This window comes from Microbacterium murale (genome assembly GCF_014635185.1).
Lineage (GTDB): Bacteria > Actinomycetota > Actinomycetes > Actinomycetales > Microbacteriaceae > Microbacterium > Microbacterium murale.
The window spans coordinates 17,233-41,754 of sequence record NZ_BMCM01000002.1 but is presented as its reverse complement, the minus strand read 5'-3'; the positions used below and the strand labels follow the sequence as shown (position 1 = coordinate 41,754).

General features: G+C 67.4%; 25 protein-coding genes and 1 tRNA gene. 14 read left to right on the top strand and 12 right to left on the bottom strand.

What is annotated here, in order from left to right; translation table 11 throughout:
- Nucleotides 1–45: 45 nt before the first annotated feature.
- From IEV67_RS06685 to IEV67_RS06675, 3 genes are read left to right on the top strand one after another with little or no spacing between them, the layout of a single operon-like run.
- A complete protein-coding gene (locus tag IEV67_RS06685; RefSeq protein ID WP_188435827.1) occupies nt 46–516 on the top strand; it encodes a carboxymuconolactone decarboxylase family protein in 471 nt (156 codons plus the stop codon).
- Nucleotides 513–1,220 carry a tyrosine-protein phosphatase gene (locus IEV67_RS06680; protein WP_188435826.1) on the top strand — a complete coding sequence of 236 codons (708 nt, stop codon included), beginning with the start codon at nt 513–515 and terminating at the stop codon, nt 1,218–1,220. Before IEV67_RS06685 ends, IEV67_RS06680 begins: the two co-directional genes overlap by 4 nt.
- A 49-nt stretch (nt 1,221–1,269) precedes the next feature.
- On the top strand, nt 1,270–1,740 hold the full coding sequence (locus tag IEV67_RS06675) for an SIP domain-containing protein (RefSeq protein ID WP_188435825.1): 471 nt from the start codon (nt 1,270–1,272) through the stop codon (nt 1,738–1,740).
- 4 nt (nt 1,741–1,744) lie between these two features.
- Here the strand turns inward: IEV67_RS06675 and IEV67_RS06670 are convergent, their stop codons facing one another.
- The 4 genes from IEV67_RS06670 to IEV67_RS06655 form a co-directional block, all read right to left on the bottom strand.
- Nucleotides 1,745–2,200, bottom strand: a complete 456-nt coding sequence (locus tag IEV67_RS06670; protein ID WP_188435824.1) for a Fe-S oxidoreductase — start codon at nt 2,198–2,200, stop codon at nt 1,745–1,747.
- A 10-nt stretch (nt 2,201–2,210) separates the two neighbouring features.
- Nucleotides 2,211–3,008 (bottom strand): arginase family protein, encoded by a 798-nt coding sequence (locus IEV67_RS06665; protein WP_188435823.1) that lies wholly within the window; start codon nt 3,006–3,008, stop codon nt 2,211–2,213.
- A gap of 60 nt (nt 3,009–3,068) precedes the next feature.
- The gene (locus IEV67_RS06660; RefSeq protein WP_188435822.1) at nt 3,069–3,803 is read right to left on the bottom strand and encodes a PspA/IM30 family protein; all 735 of its coding nucleotides are present in this window, start codon (nt 3,801–3,803) and stop codon (nt 3,069–3,071) included.
- Between the two features lie 67 nt (nt 3,804–3,870).
- The gene (locus tag IEV67_RS06655) at nt 3,871–5,922 is read right to left on the bottom strand and encodes a TPM domain-containing protein (RefSeq protein WP_188435821.1); all 2,052 of its coding nucleotides are present in this window, start codon (nt 5,920–5,922) and stop codon (nt 3,871–3,873) included.
- 136 nt (nt 5,923–6,058) lie between these two features.
- Here IEV67_RS06655 and IEV67_RS06650 point away from each other — a divergent pair, with 136 nt between their 5' ends.
- The 4 genes from IEV67_RS06650 to IEV67_RS06635 are packed head-to-tail and all read left to right on the top strand — an operon-like array spanning nt 6,059 to nt 8,911.
- Nucleotides 6,059–6,901, top strand: coding sequence for a DUF3097 domain-containing protein (locus tag IEV67_RS06650; RefSeq protein ID WP_188435820.1), 843 nt, complete (start codon nt 6,059–6,061; stop codon nt 6,899–6,901).
- Nucleotides 6,902–6,931: 30 nt separating this feature from the next.
- Nucleotides 6,932–7,657: a tRNA (guanosine(46)-N7)-methyltransferase TrmB gene (trmB, locus tag IEV67_RS06645; RefSeq protein WP_188435819.1), complete on the top strand. Its 726-nt coding sequence runs from the start codon at nt 6,932–6,934 to the stop codon at nt 7,655–7,657.
- Nucleotides 7,654–8,475: a CPBP family glutamic-type intramembrane protease gene (locus IEV67_RS06640; RefSeq protein ID WP_188435818.1), complete on the top strand. Its 822-nt coding sequence runs from the start codon at nt 7,654–7,656 to the stop codon at nt 8,473–8,475. The genes trmB and IEV67_RS06640 overlap by 4 nt, the downstream gene beginning before the upstream one ends.
- A gap of 43 nt (nt 8,476–8,518) precedes the next feature.
- A complete protein-coding gene (locus IEV67_RS06635) occupies nt 8,519–8,911 on the top strand; it encodes a DUF1304 domain-containing protein (RefSeq protein ID WP_188435817.1) in 393 nt (130 codons plus the stop codon).
- A 6-nt stretch (nt 8,912–8,917) separates the two neighbouring features.
- Here IEV67_RS06635 and IEV67_RS06630 read toward each other — a convergent pair whose 3' ends face one another.
- The 3 genes from IEV67_RS06630 to IEV67_RS06620 form a co-directional block, all read right to left on the bottom strand.
- Nucleotides 8,918–9,538, bottom strand: a complete 621-nt coding sequence (locus tag IEV67_RS06630) for a GyrI-like domain-containing protein (protein WP_188435816.1) — start codon at nt 9,536–9,538, stop codon at nt 8,918–8,920.
- A gap of 17 nt (nt 9,539–9,555) precedes the next feature.
- Nucleotides 9,556–10,980, bottom strand: coding sequence for a threonine synthase (gene thrC, locus IEV67_RS06625; protein ID WP_188435815.1), 1,425 nt, complete (start codon nt 10,978–10,980; stop codon nt 9,556–9,558).
- A 93-nt stretch (nt 10,981–11,073) separates the two neighbouring features.
- Nucleotides 11,074–11,763, bottom strand: a complete 690-nt coding sequence (locus IEV67_RS06620) for a nucleotidyltransferase domain-containing protein (RefSeq protein WP_188435814.1) — start codon at nt 11,761–11,763, stop codon at nt 11,074–11,076.
- 48 nt (nt 11,764–11,811) lie between these two features.
- Here IEV67_RS06620 and IEV67_RS06615 point away from each other — a divergent pair, with 48 nt between their 5' ends.
- Nucleotides 11,812–12,672, top strand: coding sequence for a transposase (locus tag IEV67_RS06615; RefSeq protein WP_188435813.1), 861 nt, complete (start codon nt 11,812–11,814; stop codon nt 12,670–12,672).
- A gap of 57 nt (nt 12,673–12,729) precedes the next feature.
- Here IEV67_RS06615 and IEV67_RS06610 read toward each other — a convergent pair whose 3' ends face one another.
- The 3 genes from IEV67_RS06610 to IEV67_RS06600 are packed head-to-tail and all read right to left on the bottom strand — an operon-like array spanning nt 12,730 to nt 15,639.
- Entirely contained in the window at nt 12,730–13,323 is a 594-nt protein-coding gene (locus IEV67_RS06610; RefSeq protein WP_188435812.1) for an HAD family hydrolase, read from the bottom strand.
- A 10-nt stretch (nt 13,324–13,333) separates the two neighbouring features.
- A complete protein-coding gene (locus IEV67_RS06605) occupies nt 13,334–14,533 on the bottom strand; it encodes an MFS transporter (protein WP_188435811.1) in 1,200 nt (399 codons plus the stop codon).
- Nucleotides 14,530–15,639 carry a MerR family transcriptional regulator gene (locus tag IEV67_RS06600; RefSeq protein ID WP_188435810.1) on the bottom strand — a complete coding sequence of 370 codons (1,110 nt, stop codon included), beginning with the start codon at nt 15,637–15,639 and terminating at the stop codon, nt 14,530–14,532. The genes IEV67_RS06605 and IEV67_RS06600 overlap by 4 nt, the downstream gene beginning before the upstream one ends.
- Before the next feature lie 179 nt (nt 15,640–15,818).
- Between IEV67_RS06600 and IEV67_RS06595 the strand changes: the two genes are divergently transcribed.
- Nucleotides 15,819–15,891, top strand: a tRNA-Arg gene (locus tag IEV67_RS06595).
- 212 nt (nt 15,892–16,103) lie between these two features.
- Here the strand turns inward: IEV67_RS06595 and IEV67_RS06590 are convergent.
- Nucleotides 16,104–16,904, bottom strand: a complete 801-nt coding sequence (locus IEV67_RS06590; RefSeq protein ID WP_229702851.1) for an SGNH/GDSL hydrolase family protein — start codon at nt 16,902–16,904, stop codon at nt 16,104–16,106.
- Between the two features lie 71 nt (nt 16,905–16,975).
- Between IEV67_RS06590 and argS the strand changes: the two genes are divergently transcribed.
- Both argS and IEV67_RS06580 read left to right on the top strand, forming a co-directional pair.
- Entirely contained in the window at nt 16,976–18,640 is a 1,665-nt protein-coding gene (argS, locus tag IEV67_RS06585) for an arginine--tRNA ligase (RefSeq protein WP_188435809.1), read from the top strand.
- A 31-nt stretch (nt 18,641–18,671) separates the two neighbouring features.
- Nucleotides 18,672–19,508 carry an LmeA family phospholipid-binding protein gene (locus IEV67_RS06580; protein ID WP_188435808.1) on the top strand — a complete coding sequence of 279 codons (837 nt, stop codon included), beginning with the start codon at nt 18,672–18,674 and terminating at the stop codon, nt 19,506–19,508.
- Here the strand turns inward: IEV67_RS06580 and IEV67_RS06575 are convergent.
- Nucleotides 19,505–20,557, bottom strand: coding sequence for a YhjD/YihY/BrkB family envelope integrity protein (locus IEV67_RS06575; protein WP_188435807.1), 1,053 nt, complete (start codon nt 20,555–20,557; stop codon nt 19,505–19,507). The genes IEV67_RS06580 and IEV67_RS06575 overlap by 4 nt on opposite strands.
- A gap of 138 nt (nt 20,558–20,695) precedes the next feature.
- Between IEV67_RS06575 and lysA the strand changes: the two genes are divergently transcribed.
- The 3 genes from lysA to thrB are packed head-to-tail and all read left to right on the top strand — an operon-like array spanning nt 20,696 to nt 24,368.
- Nucleotides 20,696–22,105 (top strand): diaminopimelate decarboxylase, encoded by a 1,410-nt coding sequence (lysA, locus tag IEV67_RS06570; protein ID WP_188435806.1) that lies wholly within the window; start codon nt 20,696–20,698, stop codon nt 22,103–22,105.
- The gene (locus tag IEV67_RS06565; protein WP_188435805.1) at nt 22,102–23,436 is read left to right on the top strand and encodes a homoserine dehydrogenase; all 1,335 of its coding nucleotides are present in this window, start codon (nt 22,102–22,104) and stop codon (nt 23,434–23,436) included. Before lysA ends, IEV67_RS06565 begins: the two co-directional genes overlap by 4 nt.
- Nucleotides 23,436–24,368, top strand: coding sequence for a homoserine kinase (thrB, locus tag IEV67_RS06560; RefSeq protein ID WP_188435804.1), 933 nt, complete (start codon nt 23,436–23,438; stop codon nt 24,366–24,368). The genes IEV67_RS06565 and thrB overlap by 1 nt, the downstream gene beginning before the upstream one ends.
- Nucleotides 24,369–24,522 lie beyond the last annotated feature (154 nt).

Sequence of the window (24,522 nt, the reverse complement as noted above, 5' to 3'; positions counted from 1 at the left end):
TCCTGCCTCTCGGAGAGGGTAGGCGGGCGCCCGTATCATTGAGGTATGAGCGAGACACGAGTGCACTTGTCGAAGACGGAACCGACCGCCTATCAGGCTCTCGATGCATTCTCTCGCACAGTGGGCGAGATCTGTTCCGCGAACGGCATCGACGACCGTCTCAAAGAGATCGTCATGATCCATTGCTCGCAGCTGAACGGTTGCGCGTACTGCACCCGGATCCATTTCGATCGGGCGGCGACTGCAGGCATCGACGCCGATACGCTCCTGCAGATCCCGACCTGGCGTGAGAGCGGTGTGTTCTCGGATCGCGAGCGCGCGGCCCTCGAACTCGCCGAGGCGTTCACCTTCATCCACGATGACGGCATCCCCGACGATGTGTACGACCGGGTCGGCAGCGTGTTCACAGAGAAGGAGTACGCCGCACTGAGCTGGGCGTGCGTCTCGATCAACGCCTTCAACCGCATCGTCGTCGCCGGCCGTTACCCGGTTCCGCCCCGCGTGGCGACGGCGTGACGGTCATCCAAGTCGAAGGTGTCTTCAACGTCCGCGACGTGGGAGGCATACCGGCCGAGGGCGGGCGGATACGCGAGGGTCGACTGCTGAGGTCTGGCAACCTCGTGGCGGCCACACCTGCCGGCCTCGCGGTGCTCGAGCAGCGCATCTCGCACATCGTCGATCTGCGTGACGACCAGGAGGTCGCGAGCGCTCCGTCTGCGACGACCGCCATCGCGACGACTCACCTTCCCCTCTTCCTCGGCTCCGTCGCCTCGTTCTTCGAAGACGACATGAGCCTTGACGACATGTACCGGCAACTGCTCGAGGAGAGCGGTGAGCGGTTGGCGGATGCCATTCGCATCATCGCTCGCGGAGAACCGACGCTCGTGCACTGCACGGTGGGCAAGGATCGCACGGGCGTGACCGTCGCGCTCGCCCTCGCGGCCGTGGGCGCGGATCGCGAGGCGATCATCAGCGACTACGCGCTCACGGCATCCATGCTGCCGCAGGAGCGCAACCGCAGGATCGTCGCGTTCCTGGAGGTGCAGCATCCGGAGGCGAAGCATGCGGTCGCCTTGGCCACTCTGTCTCCCGCCGACGTTATGCGGCGAGTCCTCGAGCAGGTCGACGCGCGCTGGGGGTCGGCGGCCGGCTACCTCGCGGCGAACGGAGTGACGGATGCCGAGCTCGACGATCTCCGGCGTGCGCTGGTCGAAGCCTGAATCGCGTGTAGGTAAGGCAACCCTTCATCGGTGTTAGGATGGAGAGATCATGACGACCTCCATCGATGTCCGCACCGGACGAGCTCAGCGCCGCGCAGAACGCATGCGTGCGCACTACCTGGTGACGGCCGACGAGAATTCGCTGGCGGAGCTCGAGGCGTTCCTCGTGACTCTTCCGCTGTGCGCATCGGGACGCATCTTCATCGAGGTGCCGGATGCCGACGACATCGGCGTTATCGACGCACCCGCTCGCATGACCGTGACCTGGCTCGCACGCTCATCACGCTCGGGTGCACCTGGATCCGGACGGTCCTGCGCACCTGGTGCGGCGATCGCGCGCGCGACGTGCGCCTGGGCCGATGAGATGCTGTGCGATGGCGAGAACCCGACGCACGTGACACTGCTCGGCGGATACCTCGGCACGGCCGACATCATCGAGCACCTCACGGGTGCGCTCAGCATCCCGGTGTCCACGATCCACGCCCCCGAGCGCTTCGGTCTGCTTCCGCTCGACCGCTGAGCCCTCAACTCGGCTCTGAGCGCTTTCGTGAGCGCCGCACGTAGTTACCGTCTTCCAGCCCCGCTTCGATCTCGAAGCGGTTGCGCATCGGATCGCGGCCTGCGAACAGATAGAGCACAGGCATCAGGAATCCGTAACGCAGCCACTGCGCCTTGTGCACGGCCTCATGGCGCAGGACGGCGTCGCTCGGCCTGGCGTCTCCTGTCAGGAAGCAGCCTCCGACGCAGACTCCACCGCGGTTGAACGCCCATTTCGGCATTCCCTGGAAGACCCAGAGTCCGTTCCGTCTCTCGACCGGCCCGGTGCTCCAGATCGACCCCCAGGTCCAGCCGACCGCCGTTCCCCAGGCATAACCGAGGCGGCTGATGGGCGAGCGCAACAGGAACGCCGGGATGCGGCGGTCGAAGCGCCGCCCCCGCGTGAGAGCCGCATCCGCGGTCGTGCGCCAGTCCTCGATCACAGGGCAGCACTCATGCGACGGCACCCACGAGACGGAGGATCGCGCCGAGGTCTTCCACGGCGTCGTCGGCCGACCGCGGTGCGAAGCCGGCGATCGTCGCGCCCGCGAGAGGCACCCGCGCGCGGAGTGCGCGGATAGCCGCGCTGAGCGCGCTCGTGCTGGCGCCGAAGGGCGCGGCCGACGATACCCCTGCGAGTTCGGACGGGTCGAGCACGTCCACGTCGATGTGCACCCAGACGCGGCTCGCCCCTGTCGCGGCGACGGCTTCGGCCAGGGCATCCACGTCATCGAGGTCGTCGACGGACAGCTGAGTGAGGCCGGCTAGCGGTTCCTCTTCTTCATCGTCCACGACGCGAGCACCCACGGTGATGACCCGATCGCGCGCAACGCCGGGGGAGAGCGCGAGTTGAGGCTCTCCTTCGCCGAGCACCGCGCGCAGCGCCATGCCGGAGAAGGCACCCGAGGGCGAGGTTTCCGGCGTGTGCAGATCGGGGTGCGCATCGCACCAGACCACAGCCAGGTCTTCGCGGTCGATCGCGTCGAGGGCAGCGACGGTCACACTGCAGTCGCCGCCGATGAGTACGGTGTCCGTCGCGATCGCCTGCGCGATCACCTCGCGGATGCGGTGCAGCGAGCTCAGTCGATGCACGTCGGTGCCGAGCGAGTCCCCAGCCTCGAGGGGAACATCGAGCACGGTCGTGGCGCTCCGCGGAAGATCACCCGCGATGGCGGTAGCACCGTCGACGAGCAGCATCGCACGTGCGGCGGGGGAGCCCTGCCACTGCGGGGCGACGAGGAATCGGGCCACAAGGACCTCCAGAAGTGAATGGGGATGCCCCGGGCGCGTTGGCCCGGGGCATCGGGAGTCTCAGGACTCGATCTGCGACTGCGGTGAGCCGGACTTCAGTTCGGCGAGCCGTGCCTCGACCTCGGTGAGCTCACCGAGGTCATCCAGGCTCTCGAACTGTGCGTCCAGGCTGGACGCCGCGAGTTCGACCTTGCCCTGGGCGAGGGCTTCCTGGCGACGGACCTTGTCCTCGAACCGTCCGAGTTCGCTGGTCGGGTCGAGCACGTTGATCGACCCGACGGCGTCCTGCACCTTGGTCTGCGCTTCGGCGACCTTGGCGCGGGCGAGCAGCTCGCTGCGCTTGTTCTTGAGCTCGCCGAGCTTGTCCTTCATGCCGTTCAGGCCGCTCTTGAGCTTGTCGACGATCTCCGTCTGCGATGCGATGGTCGGCTCTGCGCCGGTCGCTTCGCGTTCTGCGCTGATCTGACGCTGCAGCGCGATCTTCGCGAGGCTGTCGAATTTGTCCGCGTCGGAGACTTCGCCTGTCTTGCGGAGCTCGTCGGCCTTGCGGCTGGCAGCGATGGCCTTGTTGCCCCAGTTCGTCGCGGACTGGACGTCTTCCTCGTGATCGCGTTCGAGAAGACGCAGGTTGCCGATGGTCTCAGCAATCGCCGCCTCGGCATCGGCGACGTTGTTCGTGTAGTCACGGACGAGCTGGTCGATCATCTTCTGCGGGTCCTCCGCAGAGTCGATCATCGAATTGATGTTGGCCTTCACCAGGGTGGAGATGCGACCGAAGATGGACTGCTTGGTCATGGTGTTTCCTTTCGGTTGAGACGGAGTGGTCTGAGATCGGTTACGTCGTGAGAAGAAGGAAGGAATGCTAGAAGCGCCCCCCTCTGGAGCGCCCGCCGCTGCGGCCGCTGCTGCGCGAACCGCCGAAGCTCGACGGACGGCTGCTGCGGCTGCTGCCGCTGGATCGCCAGCTGCTCCCGCCGCTCCATCCGCCCCCGCTGCTGCGGCTCGAGCCGCCGCCGCTGAGCAGACCGCCGAGAATGCCGCCGAGGATGTCGCCGCCGAGGCCGCTGCCACCGCCGCTTCCGCCGCCCCAGCCGCTGCTGCTTCCGCCACTCCAACCGCCGCCGCCCCATCCGCCGCTGTTGAACGAGGAGACCTCGCTCTGCGCGTACGAGATGGCTTCGCCGGCGAGGCTCGCAGCACGGGTGGCGCGTTCGGTGGCCAGAGCAGGATCGGCCTGCTGATTCGCCACGGCCTCGGAGTATGCGGCGTTCGCCTCCGCGAGCCGGGTGCGGGCCGTCGCGCCGATCGCACCGCGGCGGGTCGTGATGAAGTCATTCGCGGCGGAGATCTGCGCCTGCGCCTGAGCCAGCCTCTGCTGCAGCATCCGTTGCGCGCGCTGCGCGACCGCGGATGCTTCACGGGCCTGTCCGAGCGCTGCATCGATCTGCGTGTTCGCCGAGTCGAGCGTCTCGAGCGTCTGCTGCGGGTTGCGCTGGGCGGCCTGCAGACTCGCCTGCGCGCTGTCGATGTTCGTCCGGGTACGAGCGATGAGCGGTGCGAGCTGCGCCTCGGAATCGGGCATCGCCGCGGCTGCGGCGAGATCGGCCTCGAGATCGGCGATGAGTGCGCGTGCCTGCTCCTCCACCGCCGACAGGTTCGCGCCGAGGCTCGTGACCGCGGCCGTCAGCTCTTCGCTCTGCTGGACGGCGGCCTCTGCGGTGCGGATCGCGAAGGCGGCCTCCCCGTTCTTACCGGCCGCGATCAGCTGAGAGGCCTCCGCCATCTCGGAATCGGCGAGCGACAGCCGTTGCTGCGCCTGCGCGGGGTTCTCCGCGACGGTCGAGAGGGCTGCCGCGTCGTAGTTCTGCGACAGTGCGGCGAGAGCGGCCGGCGCAGTGGCGAGCGCCTGCTGAGCGGCCGCGCGACGCGCCGTGAGCCGTTCGAGTGCCTGCGGCGCTTCGGCTTCGAGCTTTCGCAGCTCCTCGAAGGCTTCGACGTTCTCATCGAGCAGATCGTCCGCCGCATCGCACAGCTGGATGATCTGGATGTGCCAGGCGCGGCGCTGCTCGGCCGTATCGGGCACCTCGTCGTCGATCTGCTGCTTGAGAGCGAAGGCCTCGGCGATCTTCGCCTGCGCGGCTTCGACGACCTGCGTGAAAGCCGCGGTCGAGTCCTCGCCGTACTGGGCGACAGCGAAGCCGACCTCCTGACGGCTCGACGTGATGGCGTCATCGGCCTGCACGAGCGCGCTGCCCGCCTGTTTCTCCAGATCGTCATCGCTCACGGACGCGTATGGATCGTTCGGATCGGGGACCGTCGGGCGCGCAGCATCCTTCTTCTTCTTGCGCGAGCGGACGATCAGCACGATCACGACGACCACGATCGCCACGATGACGAGCGCGATGAGGATTCCGAGGAACCCGCCGGCATCGCCGGCCTGGCCGCCCTGGCCGGGGAAGGCGTCTGCGGCCGCGATGACGGCGCCGTCCCAGTCGCTCGCGCGCAGACCGTTCTCCATCGCCTGTACGACGGCGTCGATCTGGCTGTCGCTCAACGGGCCACTGGCATCCGCGGAGATCGCATATTGCCCGGCGTCGATCGCAACGGCGATCAGATACTGATCGGCGCCGAGTCCGTTGTCTGCGGCCACCTGGTCGGTCCAGTCCACACTGTCGGCCGGGTCGGTGAACTCGTCGACGAACACGACGTACAGGTCGCCACCGTCCGCCGCAGCCAAGTCGTCGAGCCGTGCGTTCGCGGCATCCAACTCGCCGGAACTGAGAACACCCGCCTCATCGGTCACGAAGTCGGAGCTCAGCGTCACCGGCGGCGTCGCAACCGCCGCCGATCCGGCCCAACCCGAAGCGAACATCGCCACGATCAACCCCAGCACGACCGTCATACGAGTCCGCATTGTGCTCCCTCCGAGGCGGCTCAGAGCCCCCGTGCGCATCGAGTCTATTCACTACCGGCGACCGACGATAGCGACTCTATGGAAAGAGTCTGTGTCGCCGCCGGGAAGCAACCAGGCGGCACATACGCTGGATGGCATGGACGACAGGTATGGCTCGGATGTGCTCGCAGACGGATGGCGAAACCGCGGAGCCACGCAGGTTCCGGACGTCGCCGCCGAGCACGACCTCGTGGTCGAGGTCGCCCAGGACGGATTCTGCGGAGCCGTCACGCGAGTTCAGGGCGGCAACGTCGAGCTTGAGGACTTCCATGGCCGCAAGCGGCTGTTCCCCCTCGGCGGCGGGTTCCTGATCGATGGACAGCCTGTGCGGCTCACGCCGCCGGCTCCTTCGAAGCAGGCGCTCAAGCGCACGGCATCCGGCTCCTTCGCCGTCGCCGACCAGCGCGCGCGCGTCGCTCTGCCCAGTCGCATCCTCGTGGAGGGCAAACACGACGCCGAGCTCGTCGAGAAGGTGTGGGGCGCCGACCTGCGGATCGAGGGTGTCGCGGTCGAGTTCCTCGAGGGCGTCGACAAGCTCGAAGACCTGCTCGCCGAGGAGCCGCCGAGCGCGGAGCGTCGCTACGGCGTGCTGGTGGACCACCTCGTACCCGGATCGAAGGAAACACGCATCGCCGATGCCATTCTGCGCGGGCCGCACGGGCGGCACCTCAAGATCGTCGGACATCCGTTCATCGACGTGTGGCAGTGCGTCACGCCGAAGACTCTGGGCATCTCGCGGTGGCCCGAGATCCCGCGCGGGACGGACTGGAAGACCGGCATCTGCCGCGCATTCGGGTGGCCGCATGAGACGCAAGGGGACACCGGCCGGGCCTGGCAGCACATCCTGAGCAAGGTGCACACCTACCGCGATCTCGAGCCGGCGCTGCTCGGCCGGGTCGAGGAGCTCATCGACTTCGTGACAGAACCCGCCGGACGCTGAGACGCGCAGGCCGCCGGTTAAGATCGATGCATGCCCGAAACTCCCGTCTTCCGTGAAGAGCCGGTCTCGTTCGTCAGACGGAGCGGACGGATGTCTCAGGCGCAGGACCGGGCGTTCGAAGAGCTCGCGTCGCAGTACCTGCTGGACGTCCCGCGCGGCCTCGCCTCGACGAGCGTGCACGCGGATGCGCGGATGGACCCGACGCTCGAGTACGGCCGCGATGCGCGCCTCTTCGTCGAGATCGGATCCGGTCAGGGACACGCGATCATCTCGGCCGCCTCGTCGCGGCCGGATGACGACTTCCTCGCCATCGAGGTGTTCAGGGCGGGGCTCGCCCGCACGATGCTCGACGCCGACAAGGCTGGGGTCCGCAACCTGCGGCTCGTCGAGGCGAATGCTCCCGAGGTTCTGGACTCCTACCTGCCGGAGGGCGCGGCATCCGAGGTCTGGATCTTCTTCCCCGACCCGTGGCACAAGACGCGCCACACCAAGCGGCGGCTGGTGCGCCCTGGATTCGGCGATGCCGCCGCGCGCGCGCTTGCGGACGGCGGTCTGCTGCGGCTCGCGACGGACTGGGAGGACTACGCATTGCAGATGCGTGAGGTTCTGGATGCCGAACCGCAGTTCGAGCGCGCGTTCGAGGGGGAATGGGCCGAGCGCTTCGACGGGCGGGTGATGACGGCGTTCGAGCGCAAGGGGATCGCCAAGGGCCGCGACATCCGCGACCTCGCGTACCGGCGCAGATCACGGGTATGACGCGTTCAGACTGGATGCCGAGGCTCGCTCCTGCCGTCCTCGTGTGCCTCGCCGCTCCGGCGTTCTTCGTGATCCAGTGGGCCTGGTTGGGGTGGCTGCTGCTCGCGGCCGGCATCGGCGCGGCCTGGCTGATCGAACGCGCAGCGGTGACGGCATCCGGCCCCTCACTCACACGCGACCTCTCCCTGATCGCACTCGGACTGCTGATCGTCAGCGTGATCCCGCTGGCCGCCGAGCTCGACAACATGGCGATGCTGCGATTCACGCTCGCGCTCGGCGGCGCCGTGGTGGTCCCATACGTGATCTCGCGGTTCGTGTATCGCGACCGGGCGATCAGCTTCCCGTGGCGCACGCGTCGCCGGTGGGGCCGCCTGCAATGGGGCTGGCTCGTCGCGGTGCTGGTTCTCGGGTGGCTGATCCTGCCGTTCTACTTCATCACCAGCGGCGTGTATCTGAACTGGCCGGTGGTGGACACACCGGAGCTGATCGCGCGGCTCTTCGTCGGCGTGGGCGCGGTGGGGATCTGGGACGAGCTGTTCTTCATCTGCACGGTGTTCGCGCTGCTGCGGCGGCACTTCCCCGATGCGCTTGCGAACGTGCTGCAGATGATCGTGTTCGTGTCATTCCTGTGGGAGCTCGGCTACCGCGAGTGGGGCCCTCTGCTGACGATCCCGTTCGCACTGCTGCAGGGATACATCTTCTTGAAGACGCACTCACTCGCGTACGTGGTCGCCGTGCACCTGCTGTTCGACGCCGTGGTGTTCGCGGTGCTCGTGCACGCGCACAACCCGGGACTGCTGCCGATCTTCCTCATCTGAGAGCGCTGGTCATCTGAAAGACGTCGTGGTGGGAGAATCAGCCATGCTCATCTTCGGTCTGGTCCTCGCTGCGGCTGCCGCCGCCTTCCATGTCTTCATCTTCGCGCTCGAGTCCCTGAGGTGGACGGAGCCGGAGACGCGCAAGATCTTCGGCGTGGCCAGCGAGGCGGATGCCGAGACCACCAAGCCTCTGGCGTTCAATCAGGGCTTCTACAACCTGTTCCTCGCGCTCGCGACCCTGCTGGGCATCGCGCTGCTGCTGTCGGGGCTGACGACGGTCGGCCTCACACTGGTGTTCGCCGGCACAGGGATGATGCTCGCGGCCGCCCTCGTGCTGGTGCTGTCGAACCCGAAGATGGCGAAGTCTGCGGCGCTGCAGGGCGGACTGCCGCTGCTCGCGATCATCATCACCGCCGTCGCAGTCGCAGTGAGTTGATCGTTCTCAGGCGGTGGCCACCGGCTGGCGGAGGATCGTGCGACGTCGCTCCGGCGCGCCTTTGCGCGGATCGCTGAAGTAGATCTCGTGGTGCTTCCCGGTCATCTGCAGACCGTTCTGCGGGATGAACACGTCATGCATCTCGGCGAGGACGGGAGCCTCGTCATGGAATGCCCCGATGTGCAGCGTCTGCACGCACCTGCCCTCGGCGTATGAGCCGAAGCGCACTTCATGCACCCGGACTTCCGGGTTCTTCGCGGCGGCAGTGGCGACGGCATCCGCGAACAGCTCGTGATCGATCCACTCGGGCTGCATGATCATCAGCGTCCACTCCCACTGCGATTTGTCTCGGGCGGCGGTGAATGCGGCGTGGTCGTCTGCCCACCACAGTCCCTCGAGCGGCATGACCGTGTAGTCGCGGTCGAGCTTGCGCTTGCTGGTGAACTTCAGCGTGTAGGCGAGCGGGTATAGCGCCTCGACGGCGGTGGTGAACTCGGGCGAAGTGTTCGGGTCGCCATGACCGTCGATCATGAGATAGCTCAGTTCGGGGACCTCTATGACATCGAAGCGGCCCTTGCGAGCACGGTACGCGTCGATCTTCTTCTTGAAATCGACCTTGTCCGCCATGGGCCGAGAATACCGCCTCAGCGCAGAGCGCGTTCGCTGATGTACGCCCGCAGCTGCTGCTCGTCGTGGGGCATGCTCGTCACACGAGGCGGTGCGTCGAGCATCGCCTGGGTATCGGCATCCGGTGCGACCGTCGTGCCGAGCGCCTCGGTGATGAGATCGGCGAACTTGGCGGGCTTCGCGGTCTCGAGCACGAGCATCGGGATGCCGGGTTCGATGTGTGCTCGGGCGACCTTGGCGCCGTCGGCGGTGTGCGGGTCGAGGATCACGCCGCTGGTCTCGGAGAACTCACGGATCGTCGAGATGCGGTCGTCGTGAGTGCTGGTGCCGCTCACGATGCCGAACTCCGACTCGAATCGAGCGAGCTCGCCGGAGAGGTCGATCTCGTCGCGCTCCTCGAGTTCGTGCCACGCCGCGGCCGTGCGCTCGGGGTCGCGACCCAGAAGGTCGAAGACGAACCGCTCGAGGTTCGAGGCGCGCGATACGTCCATCGAAGGGCTCGAGGTCGCGAGGGTGTTCTCGGCGCTGCGCGGACGGTAGTGGCCGCTGCGGAAGAACTCGTCGAGGACGTTGTTCTCGTTCGATGCGAGCACGAGCTTGCGGATCGGCATGCCCATGCTCTTCGCGTAGTGACCGGAGAGGATGTTCCCGAAGTTGCCTGACGGCACGGCGAACGAGACCTCGAACTGTGCGCGTTCGCTGTCGGCCACTGCGTCGGTCACACGCAGCCACGCCCACACGTAATAGGCGATCTGCGCCGAGATGCGGCCGAAGTTGATCGAGTTGACGGCGCCGAGGCTGTGCGCGCGCTTGAAGTCGAGGTCTGTCGCGAGGCGCTTGACGAGGTTCTGGCAGTCGTCGAAGACGCCCTCTACGGCGATGTTGTGCACGTTCTCGTCCTGCAGCGAGTACATCTGCGCACGCTGGAACGCGCTCATCCTGCCCTGGGGGGAGAGCATGAAGATCGAGACGCGGTCGCGGCCGCGCAGGGCGTGCTCGGCGGCGGATCCGGTGTCGCCCGACGTGGCGCCGAGCACGTTCAGCACGCGGTCGCTCTTCTCGAGGACGTACTCCAGCGCCTCGCCGAGGAACTGCATCGCCATGTCCTTGAACGCCAGCGTCGGGCCCTCGGACAGGCCGACGAGCGTCATGCCCTCGCCGATCTCGCTGAGCGGGACGATCTCGTCAGCCGCGAACTTGCCGCCGCCGTAGGCAGCCGCGGTGAGTCGGGCGAGGTCTTCGCGGGGGATGTCGGTGGCGAACAGGCCGATGACCTCTGTGGCGAGCTCGGGGTAGGTCAATGGGCGCAGGCGCTCGAGGTCGTCGGCGCTGAGCTGCGGCAGCGTCTCCGGGACGGCGAGACCGCCGTTGGGCGCGAGTCCTTCGAGAAGGACGTCGCTGAACTGTCCGAGCGTGCCGCCGCGTGTGGAGATGTACTGCAAGTCTCGAACCTCGATTGTGCTGTGGGTGGGTGTCGGGATCGTCGGTTCCATCGTAGAGCGTGGGCTGGGCGTGGTTACGCCCGCGGATGCGGTTCAGCGGACGAAGCCGACCTGTACGCGGCCGCCCGCCGAGAGGAGCTCGTGTTCGACGGCATCCGCCAGCGCATCGTGGTCGCCGCGCAGGTAGGGTTCGGCGAGCGCATCGACTCGTTCGGACGGCAGCGCGCGCAGTCGGCGGGGGAGGTACTTGCCCGTGCCGATCCACTTGCCGGCCGTGAGCAGCATGAGCTCCGCGGTGCGCTCGAAGACCGTCGCCGCGAGAACCTTCCGCTCCAGCGGATCGCTTGCGTCGCGCAAATCGTCGAGCACGTCGGTGATCACATAGCGGCGAAAGCCGAGTTCGTGCTCGTCGGCCTCAGGACCGGCGTCGAGCGTCTTAGACCATCTCCGGCGCATGTCGTCGAGATCGTCACCGCCGCGGACAGGGACGCCTTCGACCAGCATGTGGACGATGACCGGCCGGTGCTGTGCGACGCTGCGCTCTGCCCACTCGGTGAACCCCATCGGCGAGTAGGCGAACACCTCGAAGACCTCGCCTTCGAAATCGACGGTCAGGGCTGCCCCGATCTGGCCGTCGGGCAGGATGGCGTCTCCGATGACGAGAAGGTCGACGTCACTCGTGCGAGTGCGCTCGCCGCGCGCTGTGCTCCCGCCGACCACGGCGATGGACGCGTTCGGGAAGTGGGCGGCGACGAAGCGCTCGGCGAGGTCGATGTACTCCATCCGGCGATTCTAGAAGTGCCCTGTCATCGGCGGGGGCACAATGGGTCGATGGCAGCAGCGGAGCACGTGACTCTGGAGGGCATCGCCACCGAGCTCTATGCACTTCCGCTCCCGGAGTTCACAGCGGCGCGTAATGCTCGCGCCAAAGAACTGGACGATGCGCGATTGGCCGCGGAGGTGCGCGCGCTGCGCAAACCGCTCCTGGCGGCATGGGTCGTGAACCTCTTCGCACGCGAGCGCGTGACTGAGCTGCGCGAGGCGCTCGATCTGGCCAGTGATCTGCGTGAGGCGCAGGCCGACCTGGATGCAGCTGCGCTCACGAGCTTGAACCGTCAGCGTCGCGCGCTGATCCGTGCGCTCGCACAGCAGGCGGAAGAGCTTGCCGCAGAACACGGCGAGCACATCACGCAGTCGACGGCGGATGCCGTGGAGCAGACGTTGAACGCCGCGATGTTCGACGCCGACGCGGCGACCGCAGTGGCATCCGGACGGCTGGTGCGGCCGCTAGAAGTCGGCGGAGACCCGGCAGAACTCGTGGATGCTGTCGCGGGACATCTCGGTGACGTCTCGGCCGCACCTGCCGCGCCCGTGGATCAGGTGAAGGAACGCAGGGAACGCAAGGCCGCCGAACGTGCACTGCGCACGGCCGAGAGCGCGCTCACTCAGGCAGAACGCACGAGAGACGAGATCGACCGCACCCGCAAGCGGGTGAGCGATCAGATCGATCGACTCGAGGAACGTGCGGAGGAGCTCGAATCAGAGCTCGCGCGGGTCAGCAAGGAAGCGGACCGTTCCCGGCGCGAGCGGGATGCACTGGACGACGGTCTGGCTGAGGCGGGTACACGAGTCGAAGAGGCGCGCACTGCGGCGGCTGCCACGCAGGCCGCGCTCGACCGTCTTCGGGGGTGAGTCTTCGGGAGGAGTGAGTCTTCGGGCGGCGTGAGTCAGATCCGACTCGACCCGCTGTCACGTCAGGATGCCGAGCGCCTGGAGCGCCCGCCGAAGCCCGTCGACTCCCTCGTAATGATGGATGCTGATGCCCAACCCCTCCGCTCCGGCGAGCTTGCCGGGGGAATCGTCGGTGAAGAACACCTCGTGCGGGTCGACCTCAAGAGCGTCGAGAACCGCGAGGAAGACCTGGGGGTCGGGCTTCGCATAGCCGATCTCGGCGGAGTTGAAGACGGCGTCGAAGTGATCGCGGAGCCCCATCTGCTCGGCCTCGGCGGGGATCGTGTCGGTGCCGTTGGTGAGGACCGCGGTGATCATGCCGGCGGCGCGCAGTCGATCTGCGAGCTCGATCACTTCGGCATCCACCCGGTACGGCTGCCGTGACCACTCCTCGGCAGGTGCGGCGCTGCCGAGATGCTCGGCGATCCGATCGACCCACTCGGCCCGGCGAAGCCTTCCTGTGGTGACCTCGTGCAGCAGGGGAGCGGAGAAGGCGAATCCCTCGATGGTTCCGGGTTCGATCCCGTGGCGGCGTTCGATGTCGGCCACGGCATCCGGATCGAACTGTCGGATGACCCCATCCAGGTCGAACAGCACTGTCGTGATCGTCATGGTCCCCGCGTCATCGGTTCGTCGTGAAGGTTCGCAACGTCCTGTCGGTGACGACGATGAGCGTCGCGAGCGTCGCCACCAATCCTGACACGGCGAGCACTGGCCCTGCCCCGATCATGGCGACGAAGAGACCGATCAGCGGGCTCACGATGAGCTGCGGCGCCTGCTGCACGAGGATCAGGAGAGCCTGAAATCTCGAGACCATCGCCGACGGTGCGAGCAAAAGGTAGGTCGGGAAGACGTGGGCGGTGAACACGACCACGCCGACACCGATGAGGGTCGTGCCGATCAGCGCGACGACCCAATCGGTGGCGATGGCGAGCATGCCTAGACCGACGGCGACGATCAGCGGACCGAGCGCCATGGGACGCCACGCCCTTACCGCCGTCCCCCGCCACGCGAACCACGCGCCGCACGCCAGGCCGCCCGCGATCCAACCGGCCTCGATGAGGCCGGCATCGGATGCTGACCACCCGCGCTCTCGTGCGGCGAGGGGAATACCCAGTAGAACGGCGGGGATGACGGCTCCAGCGACGATCGCCACACATGCCAGGAGTCCAGGCACGCCGCTCGTATGGCGTGCGGCCATGACGCCGGTGACGATCCCACGCAGAGTCATCGCCTCGCGGGCTGGAGCGTGCGCTCGCGGAGGCCGGATCAGCAGCAGCGTGACGAGCATCACGACACCTCCGACGACGTCCACGAACGCCACGCCGCTCAGGGCGATCATCCCGACCAGCAGCCCGCCTGCCGGTGGGGCGATCGTGCGTGCGAACTGACTCGCCATCCCGACACGCGCCATCGCGGTTCCGAGGTCGGCGTCCGAGACGAACAGACGAGGGAAGACGCCCACTGCCGGCCGTTGGAAGGCTGCGACCGTGCCGATGAGCGCGGCAGCGACCAGCAGGAGAATCGCGGACGGCGTCCAGAGGACGACCGAGACGCCGATACCCGCGCTGATGAGGATCATCCCGAGCGTGCCGGCGATCATGACCTGACGCGGTCCGAAACGGTCGGCGACAGCACCGCCGAGAAGGCCCAGGGCCACCGACGGAGCGACAGTGAGGGTGAGCACCGCCGACGCGACCTGCGGGCCGATACCGGACGCGGTCCACGTCAGCGCGAAGGCGAGGATCCCTGAGCCGAGTTCTGAACCGACCGTCGCGGCGACCCAGGCGTTGAATCCTCGCGACGTTCTCAGCGCGGTCATGACGAGGGCATCACCATCGCGACGAAGTCGGGCTGGTCGGGAGCGCGCCACACCAGCGCCTCGTCCGAGCCGCGTATGTCGCACACGAGTTCATGACCCACTGCGGCGTCAGCGATACGGCGCAGAGCGGGTCGCGAGAGCATGAGGGTCACAGATGCTCCGAACCCTGCCCCGGAGACGATCTGTCCGCCAGAGCCCAATTGCGCGACGGCATCATGGACGGAGAGGCTCACAGCGCCGTCCCTCTGGTCCGAGGCGATGCGCCGCACCGCCTCCAGGGGGAAGCGCGCCTCGGTGGGCGCAGTAGCAGTCGTCTCGAGCATCCGATGCACACTCGGGAAGTGATCCGGACGATTCGGCAGCGTCAGGTCAACGCCGTGCTCGTCGCGGAATCGGCTGGTGGCGCTCGCCGCATCGCGGTCGCGTCCGACGGGTGCGTGGACGACGAGATCCACCGACCGACGGAGTCGAAGCCACTCGAGCACCGGGGCCGACGCGATTCGCACTCTCGTGGGCGGACCATCGACGGTCGACGGCAGGTCTGTTCGTGCCAGCAGCACGAAAAGGTCCGTCGCGACGATCGCCGACGATGAAGGCCCCACCTCGATCAGCACCCCGTCATGCTCGTCGCTGCCGGCGGCATCCGCGCTGGCAGCGGCCACCTGCCGGATGGCGGATGCCAGGATCGCCGCATCGAACCGCGCCGAGGTGCGTCTCACCGGATTCGAGACCTCCCGCGCACGCAGGACGAGAATCAGATCATCCACCAGTGCGGTGATCACGTCGGAATGCTCGCGCGCGTCGTCACGCCACTCGTTCAGAACCGTCTCCGCGTGAGCGGCGTCATCGTCGAACACCGCTCTGATCCGCTCCAGACGAAGCCCGGCATCCCTCAGTCGCCGGATCCAGATCGCCCGCTGCTGTTGATCGAGCGAGTAATACCGGTATCCGGTTCGCTCCTCGACATCGGCGGGTGCGAGCAGACCGGTCTCCCCGTACTGACGCAGCGCACTCGCACTCAGGCCGACTGAGCGAGCGAACGCACTGATCGTCTGCAACGGCGGCTGCTCGACCTCGTCGGGGTCGGACTCGTGCGACTGCCTCATGGTCCCATGATCGACTCTCACCCCGGCTGAAGGTCAAGCGAGTCCCTCGTCAACGGACATTGGCCGCACTGTGACCACATGGACAACGGGTCGCGGCCGGCGGGCAGAGCTTGATGATGACCCGATGACGCGGACGAGTGAATTGATGACTCCCGACCAGTGATATCGTCGTTCGGTACGCCTCCGTAGCTCAGTGGATAGAGCGCCGGTTTCCGGTACCGTAGGTCGCAGGTTCGACTCCTGTCGGGGGCACAGAACAGCGAGAAGGGCCGTCCATCAGGGCGGCCCTTCTCGCGTTGTTCGACATCTGCGCGGCGTGTCCGCGCACCAGGTGCGACGGGATCACGTGATCTCTCACGCCCTCGCGGCTCTCTCGCGAATCGAAAGCGACCGTCTGCTCTTCTTCGGCGGCACTGCGCTGGCACGCACGTATCCAAGACGACTGACCCTGGGCGCGACTTCGTTCACTGCTCGGGCGTGGTCTCGGCACCGCCGGCCTCGGTCACCGGCGCGGCCATGAGTTCGGTCAGCGCCGCGGCGATCTTCTCGGCGAGATATCGGTGACCGTCGGTGGACGGATGCTTGTTGCCGAGGTCGACATCGATCACGGCGAGGTAGTTCTGATCAGTGATCCATTCCTCCTGCACGGGGGAGACGTACCACCAGCCTCTGCCGCCCGCGACAGCCGCGAGATCCCGATCGATGCGTGCCGTCTCGTCTCCGACGGGGAGCTCGTGCGGGGCCGGACCCAGCACCACGATCGTGGCATCCGGGTATGTCGCGGCCAGCGCATCCCATGCGGCCGTGACGGCTTCTCGATACCCGACGGCGCCCGCGGCGCGGTCATTGATGGACCCCTGGATGATCACGAGGTCGGGATCGAGCGTCGGATCCAGCGCCGCGATCCGCTCACCGAACGTCGGTCCGTCGATCCCCGGCTTCAGATAGCCGCTGCCGCGCACGCCGTCCACGGTCGTCTCACCCCCCAGCAGATCCGCCAGCAGATAGGCGTAGCCGAGTGTCGGATCGCTCGCCGCGGAGCCGTACGTCCACGAGTCTCCGAAGACCAGGACACGCGGATGCTCTGGCAGCACGAGCGGTGCGGGGGCCACGGTGACGACCTCTTCCGACGCGAGGATCGGCGACTCGATCGGTGCCGGAACCCACGGCCTCCAGACGCCGAGGACGACGGCCGTGACGGCGGCCGCGAGCGCGACGAACAGCGCGGTTGCGCGGGCGCTGCGCGCCATCCTCCCCGAAGCCATGGCAAGAGGGTAAGCGACGACCGCCCGAACCGAAAATTCCGGCGTGCGACGCGCCGTAGACTTGACAGGCTATGAACCCCGACACTCTTGCCGAAGCCCTCCTCGCCGTCGTCACGCCGATCGCCGCGTCCCTACGACCCGACGAGGCGCTCGGCATCGATGCATCCGACATCGCACTGGAGCGTCCACGCAACCGCGACCACGGGGATTGGGCCTCCAACATCGCGATGCGACTGGCGAAAAAGCTCGGCACGAACCCGCGCGAGCTCGCTCAGCGCATCGCCGACGAGATCGTCGCCGTCGATGGCGTGAAGAGCGCGGAGGTCGCCGGCCCCGGGTTCATCAATTTCCGCCTCGATGCCGCCGCCGCGGGGGTGCTCGCCAAGACGATCGTCGATGCCGGCAACGCATACGGCACCAACGACTCGCAGGCCGGTGTCAGCGTCAACGTCGAATTCGTGTCCGCGAACCCGACTGGGCCGCTGCACATCGCCCACACCCGCTGGGCCGCACTCGGCGACTCGATCGTGCGCCTGCTGCTCGCCAGCGGCGCCAACGCGATCCGCGAGTACTACATCAACGACGCCGGTGCGCAGATGCAGCGCTTCGCCAGCTCGATCATCGCGGCGGCCAAGGGCGAGCCGACCCCCGAAGGCGGTTACCCGGGCCAGTACATCCAGGCGCTCGCCGACCGCGTCGTCGAGTCGCGCCCCGATCTGCTCGATCTACCGGACGCCGAGCAGCTCACGGTCGCCGAAGACCTTGCATACGAGTTCCAGTTGGCCGAGATCAAGAGCTCTCTCGATCGCTTCAACGTGCCCTTCGACGTCTGGTTCTCCGAGCGCACGCTGCATGCCAAGGATGCCGCGGGCATCAGCCTCATCGACCAGGCGGTGGATCGCCTGCGCGAGCAGGGCCATGTGTTCGACGAGGACGGCGCCGTCTGGGTGCGCACCACCGACTTCGGCGACGACAAGGACCGCGTCATCCGCCGCTCCAACGGTGAGTACACCTATTTCGCCGCCGACGCCGCGTACTACCTGAACAAGGGCGACCGCGGGTTCGAGAACAAGATCTACCTGCTGGGCGCCGACCACCACGGCTATGTGCACCGCCTCAAGGCGATCGCCGGCGCGGCAGGCCAGGACCCGGAGAAGAACGTCGAGGTGCTGATCGGACAGATGGTTTCCATCAACGGCGCCCGGCTCTCCAAGCGTGCCGGCAACATCATCGAGATGGACGATCTGCTCGACTGGCTCGGCACCGATGCGCTGCGGTACTCGTTGGAGCGTTCGCCGGCGGATTCGCCGCTCGACCTCGATCCGGAGTTACTGCAGAAGCGGACGAACGACAACCCGGTCTTCTATGTGCAGTACGCGCACGCCCGCACGCACAACGTCGGCCGCAACGCAGCCGACTCCGGTGTCGATCGCTCCGAGTTCGCCCCGGAGACGCTGACGCACGAGACCGAATCCGCGCTCCTCGGCGCGCTGCAGGAGTTCCCGCGCATCGTCGCCTTCGCCGCGCAGGTGCGCGAGCCGCACCGTGTCGCCCGCTACCTCGAAGAACTCGCGGGGCTCTACCACCGCTGGTACGACAACTGCCGCGTCACTCCGCTGAGCGACGACCCGATCGAGAGCGTGCACCGCACGCGCCTGTGGCTCAACGACGCCACGGGCCAGGTCCTGCGCAACGGTCTCGGACTGCTCGGCGTGTCCGCCCCAGAGCGCATGTGATGCATATCGCCAAAGCGGGCAGGATGGTGCCATGAGCGATGAGAATCCCACGCTGCCCTATCCGGATCACTCGACGGAGCATCCGACGCTCGTGATCCCGAGAGATGCAGGTGTAGAGCCGCCGAAACGCCGACGCGCTCGCTGGCCGTGGGTGCTGCTCACCGTGGTGCTCATCCTTGCGGCGCTTGTCGTCGCGGCTGAATTCATCGCGAGGGCCGTGCTGCCCGGCATCGTGCGCGGCATCGTCATCGAGCAACTCGAGCTCCCCGCCGACCAGAAGCTCGACGTCGATGCAACCGGCATCCTGCTGCCGCAGTTGATCGGCGGCCGACTTGAGGAGCTGCACCTGTCGACTGAATCCGTGACGATCGGTGGCGTCACGGGTGCAGCCGATGTCACGGCGACCGGAATCCCGCTGCGCGGGGGAGACCTCACCGATGCGCGTGGCACGGTGCGGATCGACGCCGACCAGTTCACCGCGCTCGTCGCGGCATCCGACCTGCCGATCGACTCGGTGGCTTTCGCGGAACCCGACGTCACTGTCTCGGGCAGCGTTCCCGTGCTCGGCTTCTCCCTGCCGGTCGCGTTGACGGTGACGCCGGGAGCGGATGCCGGGGAGCTGCTGCTCACACCGGTGTCCTTGCAGGTCGCGGGCGCCACCCTCGACGCCCAGCAGATCGCCGACCGCTTCGGCTCGATCGCCGAGCAGCTGACCGAGACGCAGCGCATCTGCATCGCGGACCAGCTTCCGGCAGGGCTCACCATGACCGATCTCGCGGTCGACGGCGACGAGGTCGTCGTCGACGTTCAGGTCAACGGGGCGATCGTCACCGACGAGACGCTGCAGGAGAACGGCGTCTGCCCCTAAGCCTCACGCTCAGCGGACGCGGCCTTCTCCGCGGCGCGCAGCGCACTCGTCGCGATCCGCACATCCTGCTGGGTGCGCTGCACTCGTCGCTGTGCGAACGTGCGCGCGCCCTCCCTGGCCGACACGCGGTCGTGCTCCTCCTCGGCTCCTGTGACGATGTACGCGCAGGCGATGAGCATGACCTGCGCGCTGAGGTTCAGCCAGATCAGCAGCGCGAGCAGCGAAGCGAACGACGCGAGCAGCGGGTTGGAGGTGGCGCCTCCCACGAACAGACTCGACAGCTCCTGCAGCACGAGCAGTCCGAATCCGCCCAGGAGCGCACCCGGCCAGAGCACTCGCGCCGAGACCCGTTGCCCGGACAGCAGTCGGAACACGCCGAAGATCAGCAGCGCGTCCAGCGCGAACACGACGAGGAGCGACACGATCCTGATGCCCCAGACCGCGGCGACGGCATCCGAAGGCAGCCCGAGCAGATCGGTCACGAAACCGATACCGATGCGCGCGACGAAGGTGACCGCCGCGGCGGCGAGGAAGGACGCCCCGATCCCGATCGCGAGGGCGAGGTTGCGCAAGATCACCCAGAGCCAGAACACGTCATCCAGAACCGTCCCTGCAATCGTGCGCACCGCGGTGCGCAGCGATCCGATCGCACCGAGGGCGGCACCGACCAGCGCGACCAGCGAGATGATCCCCGCGATCGAGAGCCCGCCAACGGCCTCGATCGACGACGGGTCCTCGACGACGCCGCCTTCGCCGACGAGACCCGGGACTGCGGAGTCGATCGCCGCGATGATGGCAGCCCACGCCTCGTCGTTGCCTGCCAGCCATATCGCAGCGATCGAGAATCCGAGCAGCAGTCCGGCGAAGACGCTGAACAGTGCACGGTAGGTGACGCTGTCGGCGAGCATGGGACCTCGCCGTTCGGAGTAGAGAAGCGCAGCACGCACGACTTTCCGCTCCAGCGCCCAGGCGGTCACGGTCCCGATCAGTCCGGCGAACCCGCCCGGATTCTTCTTGTCGGCCGAAACGGTCCGGCGTGTGCTCTCCATGACTCCACCGTAATGAATCGTGATCTGCGCCAGGGAGGGGCTTGCGTATGCGGGCCGCGCCTTCTAGGTGCCTTAGAATCGGGGCAACCTCGTATGGCGTGATCCTGCCCGAGGATCCCTCCCGACGATTGGTGTGTGATGCATTCCTCTGCTGTCTCGCTCGCCCCTGAGTGGCTCGTCGTCCCGGAAGACCCGAACGCGCTGGCCCCGGCTGTCTGGCCGGCATCCGCGCATCGCGACAGCGACGACGTCCTCTCGATCGGCGGCGTGTCGGCGACCGAACTCGTCCGCGCCCACGGAACTCCGCTGCTCGTGCTCGACGAGGCCGAAGTGCGCGCCCGCGCCCGCGCGTTCCGGACCTCTTTCAGCACCGCTGCAGAGGCGCATGGAACCATGGCCAAGGTCTACTACGCGGGCAAAGCCTTCCTCTCCACGGCGATCGCGCGCTGGGTCACCGAAGAGGGCCTCAACGTCGACGTATGCACCCGCGGTGAACTCGAGGTCGCTCTGGCGGCGGACGTGGACCCCTCGAGGATCGGGTTCCATGGCAACAACAAGTCCGCCAGCGAGATCGAACGGGCGGTGCAGGTCGGCATCGGCACGATCATCGTCGACAGCGCGATCGAGATCGAGCGCATCGCGGAGGCGGCGGCGCGCGCCGGCACCGTCCAGCGTGTGCTGGTGCGCGTCAACAGCGGCGTGCACGCCGAGACCCACGACTTCCTCGCGACGGCGCATGAGGACCAGAAGTTCGGCATGACATTCTCGGATGCCGAGACCGCTGTCGCCCGCATCCGCGAGTCGCCGGCACTGCAGTTCATCGGTCTGCACTGCCACATCGGATCGCAGATCTTCGGCGTCGCCGGATTCCGCGAGTCCGCATCACGTGTGCTCGACCTGCACCAGAAGCTGCTGGCGGGTGGCGACGTCCCGCTGCTCAACCTGGGTGGAGGGTTCGGGATCGCCTACACGAGCGTCGATGACCCGACACCGATCGAACAGCTCGCCGAGGAGATCGTCGCTGCGGTCGCCGAGGGCTGCGCGGCGCGCGGCATCGCTCTGCCGGACCTCGCATTCGAGCCGGGTCGTGCGATCGTCGGCACGGCGGGAGTCACCCTCTACGAGGTCGGCACGACCAAGGACGTCCGTCTGGACTCCGGCGCGAGCCGTCTCTACGTGAGTGTCGACGGCGGGATGAGCGACAACGCGCGCACGGCGCTGTACGGTGCGCAGTTCTCGGCGCGGATCGCATCACGTGCGGGAACGGGTCGCCCCGTCCTTGCACGCGTGGTCGGCAAGCACTGCGAATCCGGGGACATCGTCGTCGACCACGAATACCTCCCGGCCGACGTCGCGCCCGGCGACATCCTCGCCGTTCCGGCAACCGGGGCGTACTGCGCCTCGCTGTCGAGCAACTACAACCACGTACCCCGCCCTCCGGTCGTCGCGATCTCGGGCGGCAGCTCCCGCGTGATCGTGCGCGGAGAGAGCATCGACGACCTGCTGGCCCGGGATGCCGGGATCAGCGCGAATGAAGGAGCACGATGACCCACCCCCAGGTGAGCAGTCCAGCGCAGTATCGACGACTGAGGGTGGCGCTGCTCGGCGCCGGCGCCGTCGGATCGCAGGTGGCGCGCATTCTGCTGCAGCACGGCGAAGAGCTGGCGGACAGGGCGGGGGCCTCGCTCGAACTCGCCGGCATCGCGGTGCGCGACGTCGATGCGAAGCGCGACGTCGATCTGCCGAAGGAGCTGTTCACGACCGACGCCGAGAGCCTGATCGTCGGCAGTGACATCGTGATCGAGCTGATGGGCGGCATCGAGCCGGCACGAGGAAACCTGCTGCTCGCGCTGAACTCGGGCGCCGACGTCGTCACCGCCAACAAGGCGCTGCTCGCGACCCACGGCCCTGAGCTGTTCGAAGCCGCTGACCAGGTCGGGGCATCGGTCTACTACGAGGCCGCGGCAGCCGGAGCCATTCCGATCATCCGCCCGCTGCGCGACTCCCTGGCGGGCGACCGCGTCGTACGGCTGATGGGCATCGTCAACGGCACGACGAACTACATCCTCGACCGCATGGACGGCGAGGGCGCCGACTTCGGCGAGGTGCTCGCCGATGCCCAGCGTCTGGGATATGCCGAGTCCGACCCGACCGCCGATGTCGAGGGCTTCGACGCCGCGCAGAAGGCGGCGATTCTGGCATCCCTCGCCTTCCACACGGCGGTGCCGCTGGAGGCTGTGCACCGCGAGGGCATCACTCGGATCACGCCGTCGATGATCAAGGAGGCCCGTGCCGCCGGATTCGTCATCAAACTGCTCGCCGTGTGCGAGCGGCTCATCGTCGATGGCGCCGAATCCATCTCGGTGCGGGTGTACCCGGCACTCGTGCCGCGCTCGCACCCACTCGCCTCCGTGCATGGCGCGAACAACGCCGTGTTCGTCGAGGCCGAGGCTGCGGGCTCGCTCATGTTCTACGGTGCTGGCGCCGGCGGCGTGCAGACCGCGTCTGCTGTGCTCGGCGACGTCGTCTCGGCCGCGCGTCGGCACATCGCGGGAGGCGTCGGGGTCGGGGAGTCGACACGTGCGAACCTGCCGACTGTCCCGATCGGGAGCGTCATCACGCGCTACCAGATCACGCTCGAGGTCGACGATCAGCCCGGCGTGCTCGCCGCGGTGGCCGGCATTCTGAGCGACGGCGGCGTGTCGGTCGCGACCGTCGTGCAGACCGTCGAGGGCGAAGGCGACGACGATGCAACGGCCCGTCTCATCATCGGCACGCACAGGGCCATCGAAAAGGCGCTCAGCGACACCGTCGAACAGCTCGCGGCAAGTGCCGTGGTCGAGCGCGTCGTGTCTGTGCTGCGCGTGGAAGGCGAGTGATGGTCGCTGAAGAGCGCACCGTCATGGTCCGGGTTCCGGCGACCAGCGCAAACCTCGGCCCTGGCTTCGACACCCTCGGCCTGGCCCTCAGCGTCTACGACGAGTTGACCATCTCGGCGCTGACTGACGACCGTCTCGAGATCGAAGTGACGGGGTCCGGAGCCTCGGAGATATCCCGCGATGAGTCGAACCTCGTCGTCCGCTCCATCGAACACGTCTACAAAGACGCTGGTCGCACGATGCCAGGACTCCGGATCACCGCCCATAACGGCGTGCCGCACGGCCGCGGCCTCGGCTCGTCCGGTGCCGCGGTCACCGCGGGCGTGCTCGCAGCCAAGGGGCTGCTGGAGGGCGAGGCCGACTTCACCGACATCGACCTGCTCCGCCTCGCCACCGAGCTCGAAGGCCACCCGGACAACGTCGCCCCTGCGCTCTTCGGTGGGCTCACGATCGCCTGGACGGGGGAGCGCGGTCCGCAGCACAAGAAGCTGCTCGTGCATCGCGGTGTCGCGCCTCTCGTTCTCGTGCCGGAGCACACCATGTCGACCGTGCTCGCCCGTTCACTGCAGCCGCCGCAGGTGTCTCGTGAGGATGCCGTGTTCAACGTCTCGCGCTCCGCGCTTCTGATCGCCGCACTCACGCAGAGTCCGGAGCTGCTCCTGGACGCCACGGCGGATCGCCTGCACCAGGACTACCGCGCCGAAGCCATGCCCGAGACGCACACGCTGGTCCAGGCACTGCGCAGAGCCGGCTTCGCCGCCGTCGTCTCCGGTGCAGGCCCGAGCGTTCTCGTTCTCGCCGATGGGCCGGGCAGCCGACTCGAAGCCGTCCAGCTCGCGACCTCTGTCACCGACACCCCGTGGGAGGCCCTCATGCTGGCCGTCGACGTGCGTGGTGGTACAGTAAGGGATCGAGCGGAGGGCTCCACGTAATTTCGTGAATCTGGCCCCCATCGCAATTCTGCGAGATCCGCACGCAACCGCCAGAACCTCTTTCCTGGTCCTGGCCGGCAGGTGCCGAGCATCTGCCCGTGCGATCGCGCGCAGCACCCGTTGTGCGCGAGACATGCTCATTTCCCACTACATA